14 protein-coding genes are annotated in these 14,620 nt (G+C 60.4%); 5 read left to right on the top strand and 9 right to left on the bottom strand.

Features of this window, described 5'->3' with window-relative positions:
- The first annotated feature begins 184 nt into the window (after positions 1-184).
- Complete coding sequence (locus tag ACW9JE_RS00900) at positions 185-1,204, top strand: branched-chain amino acid aminotransferase (protein ID WP_457431547.1); 1,020 nt, start codon at positions 185-187, stop codon at positions 1,202-1,204.
- 71 nt (positions 1,205-1,275) lie between these two features.
- Here ACW9JE_RS00900 and ACW9JE_RS00895 read toward each other — a convergent pair whose 3' ends face one another.
- The 3 genes from ACW9JE_RS00895 to ACW9JE_RS00885 form a co-directional block, all read right to left on the bottom strand.
- Entirely contained in the window at positions 1,276-2,097 is an 822-nt protein-coding gene (locus ACW9JE_RS00895) for a TIGR03915 family putative DNA repair protein (protein ID WP_457431546.1), read from the bottom strand.
- On the bottom strand, positions 2,094-3,314 hold the full coding sequence (locus ACW9JE_RS00890) for a putative DNA modification/repair radical SAM protein (protein WP_457431545.1): 1,221 nt from the start codon (positions 3,312-3,314) through the stop codon (positions 2,094-2,096). The genes ACW9JE_RS00895 and ACW9JE_RS00890 overlap by 4 nt, the downstream gene beginning before the upstream one ends.
- 79 nt (positions 3,315-3,393) lie before the next feature.
- Positions 3,394-3,885, bottom strand: coding sequence for an MEKHLA domain-containing protein (locus ACW9JE_RS00885; protein WP_457431544.1), 492 nt, complete (start codon positions 3,883-3,885; stop codon positions 3,394-3,396).
- 316 nt (positions 3,886-4,201) lie between these two features.
- Here ACW9JE_RS00885 and ACW9JE_RS00880 point away from each other — a divergent pair, with 316 nt between their 5' ends.
- Positions 4,202-4,945, top strand: coding sequence for an SDR family NAD(P)-dependent oxidoreductase (locus ACW9JE_RS00880; RefSeq protein WP_457431543.1), 744 nt, complete (start codon positions 4,202-4,204; stop codon positions 4,943-4,945).
- A 67-nt stretch (positions 4,946-5,012) separates the two neighbouring features.
- Here ACW9JE_RS00880 and ACW9JE_RS00875 read toward each other — a convergent pair whose 3' ends face one another.
- A complete protein-coding gene (locus tag ACW9JE_RS00875; RefSeq protein ID WP_457431542.1) occupies positions 5,013-5,765 on the bottom strand; it encodes an ArsR/SmtB family transcription factor in 753 nt (250 codons plus the stop codon).
- Positions 5,766-5,842: 77 nt separating this feature from the next.
- On the opposite strand from ACW9JE_RS00875, the gene ACW9JE_RS00870 reads away from it, so the two are divergent.
- Positions 5,843-6,958 (top strand): cytochrome P450, encoded by a 1,116-nt coding sequence (locus ACW9JE_RS00870; RefSeq protein WP_457431541.1) that lies wholly within the window; start codon positions 5,843-5,845, stop codon positions 6,956-6,958.
- 40 nt (positions 6,959-6,998) lie between these two features.
- Here the strand turns inward: ACW9JE_RS00870 and ACW9JE_RS00865 are convergent, their stop codons facing one another.
- Positions 6,999-7,337, bottom strand: coding sequence for an FKBP-type peptidyl-prolyl cis-trans isomerase (locus ACW9JE_RS00865; protein ID WP_457431540.1), 339 nt, complete (start codon positions 7,335-7,337; stop codon positions 6,999-7,001).
- 226 nt (positions 7,338-7,563) lie between these two features.
- Here ACW9JE_RS00865 and tcuC point away from each other — a divergent pair, with 226 nt between their 5' ends.
- Complete coding sequence (gene tcuC / locus ACW9JE_RS00860; protein ID WP_457431539.1) at positions 7,564-8,856, top strand: tricarballylate/proton symporter TcuC; 1,293 nt, start codon at positions 7,564-7,566, stop codon at positions 8,854-8,856.
- A 26-nt stretch (positions 8,857-8,882) separates the two neighbouring features.
- Entirely contained in the window at positions 8,883-9,659 is a 777-nt protein-coding gene (locus tag ACW9JE_RS00855; protein ID WP_457431538.1) for a substrate-binding domain-containing protein, read from the top strand.
- Here ACW9JE_RS00855 and ACW9JE_RS00850 read toward each other — a convergent pair.
- The 4 genes from ACW9JE_RS00850 to ACW9JE_RS00835 all read right to left on the bottom strand — a co-directional run bounded on the left by ACW9JE_RS00850 (position 9,649) and on the right by ACW9JE_RS00835 (position 14,507).
- Complete coding sequence (locus tag ACW9JE_RS00850) at positions 9,649-10,563, bottom strand: LysR family transcriptional regulator (protein WP_175377248.1); 915 nt, start codon at positions 10,561-10,563, stop codon at positions 9,649-9,651. The two genes, ACW9JE_RS00855 and ACW9JE_RS00850, sit on opposite strands and share 11 nt — an antisense overlap.
- A gap of 110 nt (positions 10,564-10,673) precedes the next feature.
- The gene (locus ACW9JE_RS00845) at positions 10,674-12,065 is read right to left on the bottom strand and encodes an APC family permease (protein WP_457431537.1); all 1,392 of its coding nucleotides are present in this window, start codon (positions 12,063-12,065) and stop codon (positions 10,674-10,676) included.
- A 166-nt stretch (positions 12,066-12,231) separates the two neighbouring features.
- Complete coding sequence (locus ACW9JE_RS00840) at positions 12,232-13,614, bottom strand: aspartate aminotransferase family protein (RefSeq protein WP_224541211.1); 1,383 nt, start codon at positions 13,612-13,614, stop codon at positions 12,232-12,234.
- 41 nt (positions 13,615-13,655) lie between these two features.
- Positions 13,656-14,507 carry a response regulator transcription factor gene (locus ACW9JE_RS00835; RefSeq protein ID WP_457431536.1) on the bottom strand — a complete coding sequence of 284 codons (852 nt, stop codon included), beginning with the start codon at positions 14,505-14,507 and terminating at the stop codon, positions 13,656-13,658.
- Between the last annotated feature and the right edge of the window lie 113 nt (positions 14,508-14,620).

Genomic DNA, 14,620 nt, shown 5'->3' with positions numbered 1-14,620 from the left:
TTGCAATGCACTGCCCTGTGGGAGCGAGCCTGCTCGCGATTTCTTGAGGCCGATGCGATTTATCTGCCCGTCATCCGATAGTCCGGGCTGCGAAACAGGCCCGGAATGAAGTATTGTTGTCCCCATCCAAAAAACGTCAGAAGCCTTGTACCGTTTCGACGGTTGTTAAGTGATAGAGGGTGTCATGGGTAACGAAAGCATCAATTGGGACAAGCTGGGTTTTGACTACATCAAGACTGACAAGCGCTATCTGTCGTACTTTCGCAATGGCGAGTGGGACAAAGGCACCCTGACCGAAGATAACGTGCTGCACATCAGCGAAGGCTCCACTGCCCTTCACTATGGCCAGCAATGCTTCGAAGGCCTGAAGGCCTATCGTTGCAAGGACGGCTCGATCAACCTGTTCCGTCCCGACCAGAACGCCATGCGCATGCAGCGCAGCTGCGGTCGCCTGCTGATGCCACAGGTCGACACCGAGCAGTTCGTCGAAGCCTGTAAAGCCGTCGTTCGCGCCAACGAGCGTTTCATCCCGCCTTACGGCACCGGCGGCGCGCTGTACCTGCGTCCGTTCGTGATTGGCGTGGGTGACAACATCGGCGTGCGTACCGCGCCGGAGTTCATCTTCTCGATCTTCTGCATCCCGGTCGGCGCCTACTTCAAGGGCGGCCTGACCCCGCACAACTTCATCATCTCCGACTTCGACCGCGCCGCGCCTCAGGGCACCGGTGCCGCCAAGGTCGGCGGCAACTACGCCGCCAGCCTGATGCCGGGCTCCCAGGCCAAGAAGGCGCACTTCGCCGACGCCATCTACCTGGACCCGATGACTCACTCGAAAATTGAGGAAGTCGGTTCGGCCAACTTCTTCGGCATCACGCACGACGACAAGTTCGTGACTCCGAAATCGCCATCGGTACTGCCGGGCATCACCCGTCTGTCGCTGATCGAGCTGGCCAAGTCCCGTCTGGGCCTGGAAGTGATCGAAGGCGACGTGCTGATCGACAAGCTCTCGGACTTCAAAGAAGCCGGTGCCTGCGGTACCGCCGCGGTGATCACTCCGATCGGCGGCATCAGCTACAAAGACCACCTGCACGTTTTCCACAGCGAAACCGAAGTTGGCCCGATCACCCAGAAGCTCTACAAAGAGCTGACCGGCGTGCAAACCGGCGACGTCGAAGCGCCAGCGGGCTGGATCGTCAAGGTTTGACCTGACGCCAGCGCCTAGCTAACAGAAGCCCCCCACTGCCTCGGCACTGGGGGGCTTTTTATTGGGTGCGATCAGCGGCGCTCGGCGATGCGCTTGCCTGTCCTGCCTTTGATCCCGCTGGCTTGACCGTCCTGCTGTTTGCCGGTGCGCGCCTGGGTGATCAGCTCGGGAATCAATGCGCCTTCAGGCAGGTTTTTCCAGAAACGCGCCGGCAAATGCCCCTGCATGACTTTCGGGTTCAATCGCGCCGGGTTGAACGTATGGCTGTAGTAGGTCAGCCACATGGCACTGTGGGGATCGTCGGCGTTTTTCGCCAGTTGCTGCCACTGCGGCGGGCACTGGCGCTGGTAAATCAGCTGCTGGCCGTCGTAGTAAACCCCGTCGCGAGGTGTCGCGATCAGCCAGCGGTGGCGGCCCATGCGGCCGATGAAGTGCTCGCTGGCACTGCGCAGGATGTCGTGGGCCGGTTCGTGCCAGGCCACATACTCCGGGCCTTCACCCTGGGTCAACGCCACAAAGCGTACGAATGCATGTAAATGATGAGATTCGCGCTGTACCTGTTTGATTCTCCTGGTTAATTCACTGCCAACCCGGTCACCGGCCAGCATCGCGGTACGGTCGCCATGACTGACCCGCCAAAGCACTTCGTACAACAGGCTCCAGCGCTGCCCCCCCCGGTACTGGGCGGCGTGTTCAAGGGTATCGAGCAAGGCTCGCGGGACCCGGGCCTGGAACGGCCCTTGGGATTGGGGAGGCGCGTCATCACTGGCAAACAGATCCGCCACGCTGTCACTGGCCCAACTGACCCGACTGGGGTCGACCTCGTGACTAAGCAACCAGCGCGCCTGCTGACGCCAGTTGTCGAACAGGTCGTCGCAATCGAGGTGGATCATCCCCACAACCCCATCTGTTGCGGCTGAGGCCGGTCGCGCAGTTGCTGGTAAAGCAGCTGGCTGGTGACTTCCGCCTGCTGCGGGTGGTAATCGCTGGTGATCACGAAGGGTTTGGCCTTGGCCAGCACGCAACGCATCCGGGCCAGGTCCTCATAACGAATCCGCCGCTCCCGGCGCAATGCCACCAAACGCTCGGTGGTGCGTAGGCCGATGCCGGGGATTCGCGCGATCAGGGATGCCTCGGCGCGATTGAGATCCAGCGGAAACACCTCGCGATTGGCCAGCGCCCACGCCAGTTTCGGGTCGATGTCCAACGCCAGGTTCCCCGGCCCCTTGAGCAGTTCGCCCGCGGAGTATCCGTAGCTGCGCAGCAGGAAATCGGCCTGATACAGCCGGTGCTCGCGCATCAGCGGCGGCGCGGCCAGCGGCACGCTTTTGGGACTATGGGGGATCGGGCTGAACGCCGAGTAATAGACCCGGCGCAGTTTGAAGTTGCCATAGAGCGCCTGCGCGCCATGAAGGATGGTGCTGTCATCGGTGTCGTCGGCCCCGACGATCATTTGCGTACTTTGCCCGGCCGGGGCGAATCGGGGCGCCCGGGGTTCGTTGAGCACGGTTTGCTCGCCGGTGTAGATGGTCCGCATCGCCTGCCTGATCGAGCCCAGCTGTTTTTCCGGGGCCAGGGTCTGCAGGCTGGCATCGGTGGGCAGCTCGATGTTGACGCTCAGGCGGTCGGCGTAACGCCCTGCCTCCTCAATCAAAGCCGGATCGGATTCGGGAATGGTCTTGAGGTGGATGTAGCCACGAAAATCATGCTCCTCGCGCAGCAAACGGGCTACGCGGACCAGTTGCTCCATGGTGTAGTCGGCGCTGCGGATGATCCCGGAACTGAGGAACAGCCCGCTGACGCAATTGCGCCGGTAGAAATCCAGGGTCAGCGCCACCACCTCTTCCGGCGTAAAACGCGCGCGAGGCACATCGCTGGAGCGGCGGTTGACGCAGTACTGGCAGTCGTAGAGGCAGAAATTGGTCAGCAAGACCTTGAGCAGCGAAACGCAGCGCCCGTCCGGTGTATAGCTGTGGCAGATGCCCATCCCATCGGTCGAACCCAGTCCCCGCTTGCCCTCGGAACTGCGCTTGGGCGCCCCGCTGCTGGCGCAGGATGCGTCGTACTTGGCGGCGTCGGCGAGAATGCTGAGCTTGTCGATGAGTTCCATGGGGCGGACCTGTACTGTTTGCATATACAGTAATGCGTCTGCCGCCACGAAACAACCCGGGCATTTACCCCCGGTCGGATTACTCCAACCGCCCTACCCGCTCGGCGTCCGGCCAGAACAGCGCCGCCTGACCCTGGTGCTCGCCATTATGATCAAGCAGCGTCCAGACCTTGCCTTCGTGAATCATGAACGCATGCCCTTCCCTGTCGACCCGATAGCCGCTGTACCCATGGGCGATGCCATTGGCCGTGACCTGTTCGAGCAGCGTCTGACGCATGGCGCGGTCCAGCGGCGATGCACTGAAGCGCGAGGGCATGCCGATGAATTGCTCGCGTGGGTACTTGAAGCTGGCCAACGCCTGCTCATTGGCATAGTAGAAAACCGGATCGGCCTGCGTGCCATGGGCAAGCAAGGCGTAAGGAGCCCGGGCGTGCAACCACTCAAGTCGCTCGTCTTCGCTTGCAAAGGCGGGTGTTGGCAGGCCGGTGCCTGTCCATTGGCGATAGGCGGCGTCCAGTTGCTGGACCATTTCCTTGAAGTTCGACATGGTGATTGTTCCGATGACTTTCATGGGCAGCGACCCTACTCAAGCGCGCCGAAAAAATACAGCCCTACACCGCCCTCTGTAGGAGCGAGCTTGCTCGCGATGGTCGTCAACGATAACGATGGCAGCCTGATGCCCCGCGGTGTCCTGACGTTCATCGCGAGCATGCTCGCTCCTACAGTTGAGAGTCTTTATGACTGCGCACAAGTCTTAATGACCAATTTTGACCCAAGTCAAAATAACCACAACCGACCTGGAACGCCCGTACTTAAAGGCGTCTTACTTTGGCCCGCTTTTTGGAATGTGACCTGCAAAAGTTTACTGACCAAAAGGAAACCTCTGTATGAACAACGCTTTTCAAGATCGTCTGGCGGTGGTCACTGGTGCCAGTTCCGGGATTGGCCTGGCCGTCACCGAGCGCCTCCTCGGCCAAGGGGCTCGTGTGCTGGCGATGTCGCGTCAGATCGGTGGATTGGGGGAATTGGCCGAACGCTTCGGCAATCAACTGTCGTGGGTTGCGGGTGATGTGACCCAACCTGCCGACCTTGAGCGCCTGGCAAAACAAGCTTCGACCATGGGTCCAGTGAGCTTCCTGGTGCCAAACGCCGGCATCGCGCAACTGGCCGACGGCCTGGACCTGACGGCGTTCGACCGGCAATGGGCGGTCAATGGTGCCGGCGCACTGAACACCCTGGCCTGCCTGCGCGGACATCTGGCGGCGTCGACCTCGGTAGTGTTCATCGGCACCTTCCTGGCGCAGGTGACTTTCCCGGGCCTGGCCGCCTACATCGCCTCCAAGGCCGCGCTGATCCACCACGCGCGAACCCTGGCGGTAGAGCTGGCGCCCCACGGCATTCGCATCAACACCGTTTCCCCAGGCCCGACCGCGACACCCATCTGGTCGACTCTGGGTCTCAAGAACGAAGAGCTGAGCGCCGTGGCCAGCACGGTCAACCAGCGTTTGCTCGACGGTCAGTTTCTGGAGCCGGGGGCCGTCGCCGATGTAATTCTGTTCCAGCTCGGCAATGGCGCGCGCAACGTGATCGGCCAGGATTGGGTGGTCGATAGCGGGTATACCCTGCGCTGAAATCACCTGTAGGGGCTGCCGCAGGCTGCGATCTTTTGATCCTCAAAATCGCAGCCTTCCGCCGCTCCTACAGGGTTTGTTGCTGGCTGCGATCGTTTGTGCGGGCTGTCGCAACGGGCGATTCGGCTGGCACGATCAAACCAAACCGCGCACTGATCTCCTTGCGCCCCAACGCGGTCAAGGCCAGGGCGCGACTGTCCAGATCCTGGGTCACCCATTTGCGCCTGATCGCCGTTTGCAACAGCGCAGCCCCCAACGCCCCACCCAGATGCGGCCGACGCATGCTCCAGTCCAGGCACGGGCAGGCAAAGCGGCGACGTGTCGTCACCAGATCCCTGACCTCGATGCCCAACCCCTCAAGCAACACTTCGCCGCTGTCGCTCAGCCGGTAAAGCTGCTCGTCCACCTCCTGCAACCACCCCGCGTCAATCATCCGGTCATGCAGCAACACGGCCAGGGTTCCCGCCATATGGTCGTAACAGGTGCGGGCGAACTGCAGGCGGCCGGGTGTCCGCGACTGGTACGCGGGCACGGCGTTCTGGCCGATCACCATCAGGGCTTCCAGGGCTTGGGCCACCCGTTTGTCCGCCAGGCTGTAATAGCGATGGCGGCCCTGGACATGCAGCCGCACCAGCGCCAAGTCTTTGAGTTTGGCCAGATGCGCGCTGGCGGTGGAGGCGCTGACCTCGGCGATGGCCGCAAGCTCCGTGCTGGTCCGGGCATGGCCGTCCATAAGCGAACAAAGGATCTTGGTGCGGGCTGGCTCCGCGATCGCTGCCGCGACCTGCGACACGCCAATGTCTGAGTGTGCTTCGTTCATATTTCGCTCCCGGACGAATCAACGCCTGTTCGAGCTGGAGATAGTAGCAACACTTTCCCCCCACAAAGGCTGTGACCATGGACCCGCTTATCGCTGCAACCCATGCCGATCCGTACCCGTACTACGCGCAGTTGCGCGCTGAAGGCGGGCTGACCTTTCATCCGGGCCTGAACCTGTGGCTGGCCAGCAGCGCTCGCGCCGTCGCCGCTGTTCTGGCGCACCCGGACTGTCACGTGCGCCCTGCCCTTGAGCCTGTGCCCAAGGCGATTGCCGGTAGCCTGGCCGGTGAGGTGTTTGGCCGGTTGATGCGGATGAACGAGGGCGAACGCCAACGCTGCCCGCGTTCGGTCATCGAGCCTGGGCTGCAATTATTCGATCCTCTGGAAGTCGAGGCGCGGGTCGCGGCCCGATTGATCGCGCCGGGCGCCGAAGGATTGCAGGCGGCGATGTTCCGTGGCCCGGCTTGCGTGGTGGCGGCCTTGCTGGGGTTTTCACCAGCGCAGGGGCGCATCATCAGTGAGCTGACCGCGGACTTCGTCGCCTGCCTGTCGCCCCTCAGCACGGCGACGCAACGGGAAGCCGCCAATGCGGCCGCCGAACAGTTGGGCGGCTACTTCATGGAGCTGCTGGACGATCAGATGCCTCGTACTGCCCTGCTGTCAGGCATTTGCCAGCGTTTCGCCAAGGCATCGACCGACCCGCAAACCCTGACCGCCAACCTCATCGGCCTGTTGTCGCAGACGTTTGAAGCCACAGCCGGGTTGATCGGCAACAGCCTACTGGTGCTCAAGCAACAGCCGGTAATGCACGGGGAATCGATCGACATCGACGATCTGTTGGCCGAAGTCCAGCGCTTCGATCCGTCGGTGCAGAACACCCGGCGCTTCGTCAGCACGTCGTGTGAAATCGAGGGTGTCAGGCTGAACGCCGGGGACACCGTTCTCGTTCTGCTGGCATCTGCCAACCGCGACCCGCAGCTCAACGACGATCCCGACCGTTTTCTCCTCGAGCGCCCGAACCGACGCAGCTTCACGTTTGGTGCCGGCCACCATCAATGTCCCGGGCAGAAGCTGGCGTTATGCATCGCCAGTGCGACGGTTAAGCGGATTCTGGCGGTCAATCCTGTGCTGGATACCCTTAAGTGGAACTACCGGCCTTCCCTGAACGGGCGCATCCCAAACTTCACGGAGTGACCCCCCCTGTAGGAGCGAGCCTGCTCGCGATGGCGTCCGATCAATCATCCCGCGTCAGCACTTCCAGCAATTCAATCTCGAAAATCAGGTTCGAGTTCGGCGTGATCTTGCCCATGCTGCGCTCGCCGTAACCCAAGTGCGCCGGCACCAGCAGCTTGCGCTTGCCACCGACCTGCATCCCCAAAAGCCCCTGATCCCACCCCTTGATTACGCGCCCCGTGCCGATCACACACTGGAACGGTTTGCCCCGACTGAAGGAGGAGTCGAATTCGGTGCCGTCTTCCAGCCAACCGCGATATTGGGTGGTGATCAGCGCGCCCTTGACGGCGGCCTTACCGTCACCTTTCTGGATTTCGATGATTTGCAGTTCTTCATTCATGACGCCGGGTCTGCCTGACAGGATTCGATGGGCGTGGTTTTCCCAGAAAACCATCCGGTTGGCAACATGACATTAAGCGTGGCGACGGTATTGATCCGCTCCACGCATCAATGCATGCCAACTATGCAATTAACATATCGATCCCCCTGCGCCACTATCCGCCCCAATAAGAACCGTGCGCCGCCAGCAGTTGGCGCACGTCATAAAAGCGGTGGAGTACTTATCGATGACAGCCACAATTCCGCGCGGACGCTCCAGGGCCAGCGCAATCTTCCGGGTCACCTCGGGCAACTTCCTCGAACAGTTCGATTTCTTTCTTTTCGGCTTCTACGCCACGCAGATCGCGTCGGTGTTCTTCCCTGCCAGCAGCGAATTCGCCTCCTTGATGATGACCTTCGCCGTATTCGGCGCAGGCTTTTTGATGCGTCCGCTGGGCGCTGTGGTGCTCGGCGCCTATATCGATGACGTCGGCCGGCGCAAAGGCCTGATCGTCACGCTGTCGATCATGGCCAGCGGCACGATATTGATTGTGCTGGTGCCCGGTTACGAAACCATCGGCTTGTTCGCCCCGGCGCTTGTGCTGGTCGGCCGGTTGCTGCAAGGTTTCTCGGCCGGTGCCGAACTGGGTGGCGTCTCGGTGTATCTCTCGGAGATCGCCACGCCGGGCCGCAAGGGCTTCTTCACCAGCTGGCAGTCCGGTAGCCAGCAAGTGGCAATCATTGTCGCCGCCGCCCTGGGTTATGCCCTCAATCAGTGGATGGCACCCGCAACCATCGCCGACTGGGGCTGGCGGATTCCGTTTTTCGTCGGCTGCATGATCGTGCCGTTCATCTTCCTGTTGCGCCGCAACCTGGAAGAAACCGAAGAATTCGCCACCCGCAAACACCGTCCGAGCATGCGCGAAGTGTTCCGCACCCTGGCGCAGAACTGGGTCACCGTGTTCGCTGGCATGCTGATGGTCGCCCTGACCACCACCGCCTTCTACCTGATCACCGTGTACGCGCCGACCTTCGGCAAAACCGTGCTGCACCTGAGCACGTCCGATGCGCTGCTGGTGACATTGCTGGTGGGTGTTTCGAACTTCTTCTGGCTGCCGATTGGCGGTGCGCTGTCCGATCGCATCGGCCGTCGTCCGGTGCTGATCACCATGGCCTTGCTGGCGCTGGCGACAACCTATCCGGCGCTGTCGTACCTGGTGCAGGCACCGAGCTTCATCAACATGCTGCTGGTGCTGCTGTGGCTGTCGTTCATTTATGGCCTGTACAACGGCGCGATGATCCCGGCGCTGACAGAAATCATGCCGGTCGAGGTGCGAGTCGCGGGCTTCTCCCTGGCTTATAGCCTGGCCACCGCAATATTCGGCGGTTTCACCCCGGCGATGTCGACCTTCCTGATCCAGTACACCGGCGACAAAGCGGCGCCCGGCTACTGGATGAGCGTTGCAGCACTCTGCGCCCTGTGCGCGACGCTGTACCTGTATCGCCGTGCCGGCGGTCGTCTGCAACCGGCACTGTCGTGAAACTGGCCTTGATCGAGAACCTGTCCATGAAAAAACTGTTCAATGTCGCGGCCTTGGCGCTGCTGGTCAGCCTGGGCGCGAGCACCGTCGCCCAGGCCGAAGAGATTCGTGTGATGACCTCCGGCGGCTTCACCGCGGCCTATAAAGTCCTCGGCCCGAAATTCGCCGCCTCCACCGGCAACACCCTCGACACAGCCCTGGGTCCGTCGATGGGCAAGGCCCCGGAAGCGATCCCCAATCGCCTGGCCCGTGGCGAGAAAGCCGATGTGGTGATCATGGTCGGTTACGCCCTGGACGATCTGATCAAGCAAGGCAAGGTCGACCCGGCATCACGGGTCGAACTGGCGGACTCGCGCATCGGCCTGGTGGTGCGTGAAGGCGCGCCCAAGCCGGACATCAGCTCGGTGGACGGCCTGAAGAAGACCCTGCTCGACGCCAGATCCGTGGCCTATTCCGACAGCGCCAGCGGTGTCTACATCGAGCAGCAGCTGTTCAAGCGCCTGGGTATCGAAGACCAGCTCAAGGGCAAATCGACCATGGTGCCGAAAATCCCCGTGGGCTCGGTGGTTGCCACCGGCGACTATCAACTGGGCTTCCAGCAAGTCAGCGAACTGCTGCCTGTGCCGGGGGTGAGTTTCGTGGCGAAGATTCCGGAATCGGTGCAGTCCGTGACGCGCTTTGCCGCCGGGATCCCGGTGGGCGCGCAGCACCCGGCCGAAGCCAAGGCGTTGCTGGATTACCTGGCCTCCTCCGCCGCGCAACCGGATGTGAAAGCCACCGGCCTGGATTCGGTCAGTCGCTGACCGAAGGCGGCAGGACTTTCATTTCCACCACCAGCCGTTCCAGTTCCAGTGCAGCCGGGGTCAGGGTTCGACCCCGGCGTTTGATCAGGCCGACGCTGCGTATCACCTGCGGGTCGGTGAGCGGCACCCGCGTCAGAATCGGGTGATCCGCCGCCGGCATCGCCATCAGCGGCACCGCCGCCACTCCCAATCCCGCCTCCACCAGACCGATCATGGTCGTAACATGCAGGGTCTCGCAGATGCTTGGCCGCTGCGGCACCACCCGCGTCAGCGCCTGATCCAGCAAGAAGCGGTTGCCCGAGGTCTTGTCCAGCGAGATGTAATCCTGCTGATAAAACTCGTCCCAGGTCACGCTGCTGCGCCCGGCCAAAGGATGATCACGGCGGCAGGCCACCACATAGCTTTCCTGCACCAACGGCTCGAAATCCACCTCGGCCTCCAGGGTGCCCATGAAGCTCAGGCCGAAATCCGCTTCGCCGTTGACCACCGCGCTCAACACTTCATGGGCACTGGAGTCGAGCACCTTGACCTTGATCTTGGGAAATTGCTGGTGATAGCGCGCGATCACCCGGGGCATGAAGTAGTACGCCGCCGAAGGCACACAGGCGACGGTGACATGGCCGAGACGGTTCGAGGCGACTTCGCTGATGCCCAGCAAGGCGATGTCCAGGTCATCCAGCAGACGCTCGACCCGGGGCATGAACCCGCGACCGGCCTGGGTCAGGCTGACCTTGCGCGTGGTGCGCTCGAACAGCCGCACGCCAAGGGCGTCCTCAAGCTTTTCGATACGTCGGCTCAGGGCCGGCTGGGAGATGCGAACGGTGTCGGCGGCCTTGCGAAAACTCCCCTGCTCGACCACCGCGCGAAAGGCTTGCAGGTCGTTGAGGTCGAAGTTGATGGCCATGAGGTGCTCTGAAACAGACAGAATTGATCTGTCTATTCTATAAATGTAACTGATTGATGCAAAGAACAACATCTCACCGGGGGGCGAATCTCGCCCCTCGGTGAAACCGCTTATTTTTCAGCCATTTGCAGTTCCGGCAATTTGACGCGGAACATTTGCGTCATGCTCAGCAAACACCCAAGCCCGAGCGCCATCCAGCACAGCCCGATCACGAAAGACATGTGTGACAGGCTGGTCCACAGCCAGACGGTCGAAAGGAACCCCAGGGCCGGGATGAATCCGTACAGAACAAAGCTCTTGAACCCGGTTTTGCGCTCGTCAACCAGATAGTGCTTGATCACCGCCAGGTTGACCGCCGAGAAGGCAAAGAGCGCGCCGAAGCTGATCATGTTCGCAACGGTATCCAGGGTAATCACCAGGGCGATCATGGACAGCAGACTGACCACCAGGACCGCCGTTACCGGCACCCGCTTCTTCGTCATCAGGACGCCGAACGCGCGAGGCAACGCGCCATCCCGGCCCATCGCGAACAACACCCGCGAAACGCTGGCCTGCGACACCATCGCCGAAGCGAAGCAGCCCGCGACATAGGTGGCCGTGAACGCCGTCACCAGCATCTCCCCACCCACACGCCGCATCACGTCGACAGAGGCGGAATCGGCACCGACGAAGGTTTTCCACTCGGGGAAGACCAGTTGTGCGAAGTAAGCCACGATCACGAACAACACACCGCCAATCAGGGTCACGGCCATGATCGCCGTGGGAATGCGGTACCGGGGATTACGCGCTTCCTCGGCCATGGTCGACACCGCATCGAACCCCAGGAAGGAAAGACACAGCACCGCGGCGCCGGAGAACACGATCGGCAGGCTGAATTCGGAGTTGTGGAACGGCAACATCAGGGACACATCGCTGGCCTGCGCACTGAAGCGCTGGATCGACAGCGTGACAAACACCACGATAAACGCCAGTTGCGCTACGACCAGCACCAGGTTCACCCGGTTGACCGACTCGATACCGACAAGATTGAGGAAAGTCACCAGCAGAATGGAACCCAATACCCAGACATAGGCGGGAATGGCCGGGAAATACTCCGCCATGTAGATGCCGATCAGCAGATAGCTGAGCAATGGCAGGAAGATGTAATCCAGCAACAGCGTCCATCCGGCCATGAAACCGAAGTAGGCGCCAAAGGTTTTCCGGGTGTAGGTGTAGACCGAGCCCGAATAAGGATGCGCCTGAACCATTCGACCGTAACTGTAGGCGGTCAACAACATGGCGGCCAGGGTAAACAGGTAAGCCGTGGGCATGTTGCCCTTGGTCATTTGCGTGACCAGTCCGTACGTTGTAAATACGGCGAGCGGCACCATGTAGGCCAGGCCGAAAAGAACCAGTGAAGGGATACCGAGAGACTTTCTGAAAGTTGCCGTATTACCGCTATGGTCACCTTCAACTGAGTCGATTGAAACGGAGGAGTTTGACGCTCTTATTTTTGTATTCATTAAGAACTCCTGAATCATGGGGAGTTTAGGATTGTTGATCTGCGCCCAAGGCAATACGAGGAAGAAACTTCTTCCTGTCAGCTAGTTGAACTACCGCAACCTGGACTATCAGCGTCTGACCGAAACAGGCGCCAACAATAAGTTGGCGCTGTCTATCCCTGTCCCCTTACAGGCGACCGATCTGCTGCGCAGTGCGATCGACTGCCTTGCGGGTTTTCTCGACCAACTCATCGATCTCCGCACGCCCGGCCACCAGTGCTGGCGCCATGATCATCCGGCCCAATGTCGAACGAATGATCACGCCTTCCTCGAAACCGAAAGTGCGGCACTGCCAGGCAATGTCGTTCTCGTTTTCGAAACGCTTGCGAGTGGCCTTGTCCTCGGCGAACTGCAAGGCGGCCACGAGACCGGCGCCCTGAATCTCGCCAATCAGCGGGTGGTTGCCGAACACTTCACGCAGGCAACTTTGCAGGTACGGGCCGGTGTCGTTCTTGACCCGGGTGACGATGCCTTCATCGCGCAAGGCCTTGAGGTTGGCCACGGCCACGGCGGCTGCGACCGGGTGACCGGAGTACGTCAGGCCGTGGGCGAACACGCCACCCTCTTCCACCAGTGCTTCGGCGATCCGCTTGGACAGCACCAGTCCACCCATCGGGATGTAGCCGCTGGTCAGGCCCTTGGCGATCGACAGGGTGTCCGGCTCGAATCCGAAGTGTTGGTGAGCGAACCATTCGCCGGTGCGGCCGAAGCCGCCGATCACTTCATCGGCACACAGCAGCACATCGTACTTGCGGCAGATGCGCTGGATTTCCGGCCAGTAGCTCTCAGGCGGGAAGATCATGCCGCCGGCGCCCTGGAAGGGTTCGGCGATAAAGCCGGCGACGTTTTCAGCGCCCAGTTCGAGGATTTTCTCTTCCAGTTGCTGCGCACACTTGTGCCCGAATTCTGCAGGCGTGAGATCGCCGCCCTGAGCGTACCAGTAGGGTTCATCGATGTGCGCGATGTCCGGAATCATCCCGCCCATTTCGTGCATGAACTTCATGCCGCCCAGTGCCGTGGCCGCAAGCGTCGAGCCGTGATAACCGTTCCAGCGGCCGATCATGATCTTCTTCTGTGGCTTGCCTTCAATCTGCCAGAAACGACGCACGGTGCGGATCAATACTTCGTTGGCTTCCGAGCCGGAGTTGGTATAGATCACGTGGCTGTAGTGCTTGGGCAGCAGGCTGAACAGCAACTCGGACAACTCGATCACGGCCGGGTGAGTGGTGTGGAAGAACATGTTGTAGTAAGCCAACTGATCCATTTGCGTGCTGGCCGCGGCGGTCAGGTCCTTGCGGCCATAACCCAGCTGGGTGCACCACAGGCCCGACATTCCGTCGAGATAACGACGGCCATCGTTGTCCCAGAGATAAAGGCCTTCACCTCGGACAATCACGCGCGGACCTTCGGCATTCAATGCCTTTTGATCAAGAAAGGCATGTATGTGATGCGCAGCATCGGACGCCTGATAATCTTCGGTGGCACGACTGAGCCTGAATGGAACATTCATATGATTTACCTTTTTATTTTTTGGGTTGTTTAAGTGCCTGGTTATTGGTCCGGGCGCCTGTAACTTTCCAGTGGATCTTTGAAGTAAACGTCTCGAGCTTGAGAAAGAGATTGTATGAATAGTGCAAACAACTCGGACTGCGAGTTGATATTCATCTTGTTGTAAGCGTTTTTTCGATGAGACTTTACGGTGTCTTCAGATATCGAAAGTCGCTCGGCCAAAGACTTGGTGGAATGTCCCTTCAATATCAGCTGGGTGATCTTGCATTCACGCTGAGACAAGACTGAACAACCAAAACTGTTGAGTGCCGCATGTATCTTGCGAGCGAAGATATTCTCGAACATGCCACTGAGCGCTTCTCCACCGACGCCTTCCCAGTGTTTGTCCAGCAGGGCAAGTATCCAGGGACTGATCAGTTTGAACTGCTGCAAGGACTCTTCACTGAATTTTTCCCCACTGATCAATGACACCGCGATGGTGAAACCGGGGGAAATCTGCAGGATGTAGTTGAGTTCGTCGCCGATGCGGCCGTGCTGGTAGAACGCCAGATAGTATTCGCTGCGCTCGAAATGGTCGGGGGCGATATCCGGCAGGTGATAACAGCCAGAGGTGACGTTTTCGACGGAAATCCCGTAGAACGGATCCAGCAGATAGAAGCCCGACAGGTACTGCTTGACGCTTCCGTCAGGCCGCAAATGCCCTTCATCGTCGCGCTCGAACAGGGCCGTGGGCAGGCCATCGTGCGGGTAGAGATACAGCGTGGCCGCGTGGATGGGTGCCAGCGTACTCAAGGCATTGACCAGCACACTGAAAAAGTCCGGGCGACCCACGACTTCAGTGGCTTTCGCCATCTGCTGGTACCACTGCACTGATGTAAGTCGCTGACTTTCCATTGCATGCCACCCAAGTCGGGAGAAGCCCTGAAGGTTGTTTCTGAAGCCATGGAACCCGCTTCGTTAGTGGCGAGAATTCTCCCACGCGTCAAAAGAATCCGGTATCACCCTAT

The organism is Pseudomonas sp. SDO55104_S430, from assembly GCF_054070595.1.
The sequence above is the reverse complement of the archived record's forward strand: the minus strand, read 5'-3'. Positions and strand labels throughout refer to the sequence as shown.

Excerpts from the sequence above, each read along its gene's own strand:
- ACW9JE_RS00835 (WP_457431536.1), bottom strand. The coding sequence starts at position 14,507 with ATGGAAAGTCAGCGACTTACATCAGTGCAGTGGTACCAGCAGATGGCG.
- ACW9JE_RS00875 (WP_457431542.1), bottom strand. The coding sequence starts at position 5,765 with ATGAACGAAGCACACTCAGACATTGGCGTGTCGCAGGTCGCGGCAGCG.
- ACW9JE_RS00845 (WP_457431537.1), bottom strand. The coding sequence starts at position 12,065 with ATGAATACAAAAATAAGAGCGTCAAACTCCTCCGTTTCAATCGACTCA.
- ACW9JE_RS00885 (WP_457431544.1), bottom strand. The coding sequence starts at position 3,885 with ATGAAAGTCATCGGAACAATCACCATGTCGAACTTCAAGGAAATGGTC.
- tcuC (WP_457431539.1), top strand. The coding sequence starts at position 7,564 with ATGACAGCCACAATTCCGCGCGGACGCTCCAGGGCCAGCGCAATCTTC.
- ACW9JE_RS00850 (WP_175377248.1), bottom strand. The coding sequence starts at position 10,563 with ATGGCCATCAACTTCGACCTCAACGACCTGCAAGCCTTTCGCGCGGTG.
- ACW9JE_RS00895 (WP_457431546.1), bottom strand. The coding sequence starts at position 2,097 with ATGATCCACCTCGATTGCGACGACCTGTTCGACAACTGGCGTCAGCAG.
- ACW9JE_RS00890 (WP_457431545.1), bottom strand. The coding sequence starts at position 3,314 with ATGGAACTCATCGACAAGCTCAGCATTCTCGCCGACGCCGCCAAGTAC.
- ACW9JE_RS00855 (WP_457431538.1), top strand. The coding sequence starts at position 8,883 with ATGAAAAAACTGTTCAATGTCGCGGCCTTGGCGCTGCTGGTCAGCCTG.
- ACW9JE_RS00870 (WP_457431541.1), top strand. The coding sequence starts at position 5,843 with ATGGACCCGCTTATCGCTGCAACCCATGCCGATCCGTACCCGTACTAC.
- ACW9JE_RS00865 (WP_457431540.1), bottom strand. The coding sequence starts at position 7,337 with ATGAATGAAGAACTGCAAATCATCGAAATCCAGAAAGGTGACGGTAAG.
- ACW9JE_RS00900 (WP_457431547.1), top strand. The coding sequence starts at position 185 with ATGGGTAACGAAAGCATCAATTGGGACAAGCTGGGTTTTGACTACATC.
- ACW9JE_RS00880 (WP_457431543.1), top strand. The coding sequence starts at position 4,202 with ATGAACAACGCTTTTCAAGATCGTCTGGCGGTGGTCACTGGTGCCAGT.
- ACW9JE_RS00840 (WP_224541211.1), bottom strand. The coding sequence starts at position 13,614 with ATGAATGTTCCATTCAGGCTCAGTCGTGCCACCGAAGATTATCAGGCG.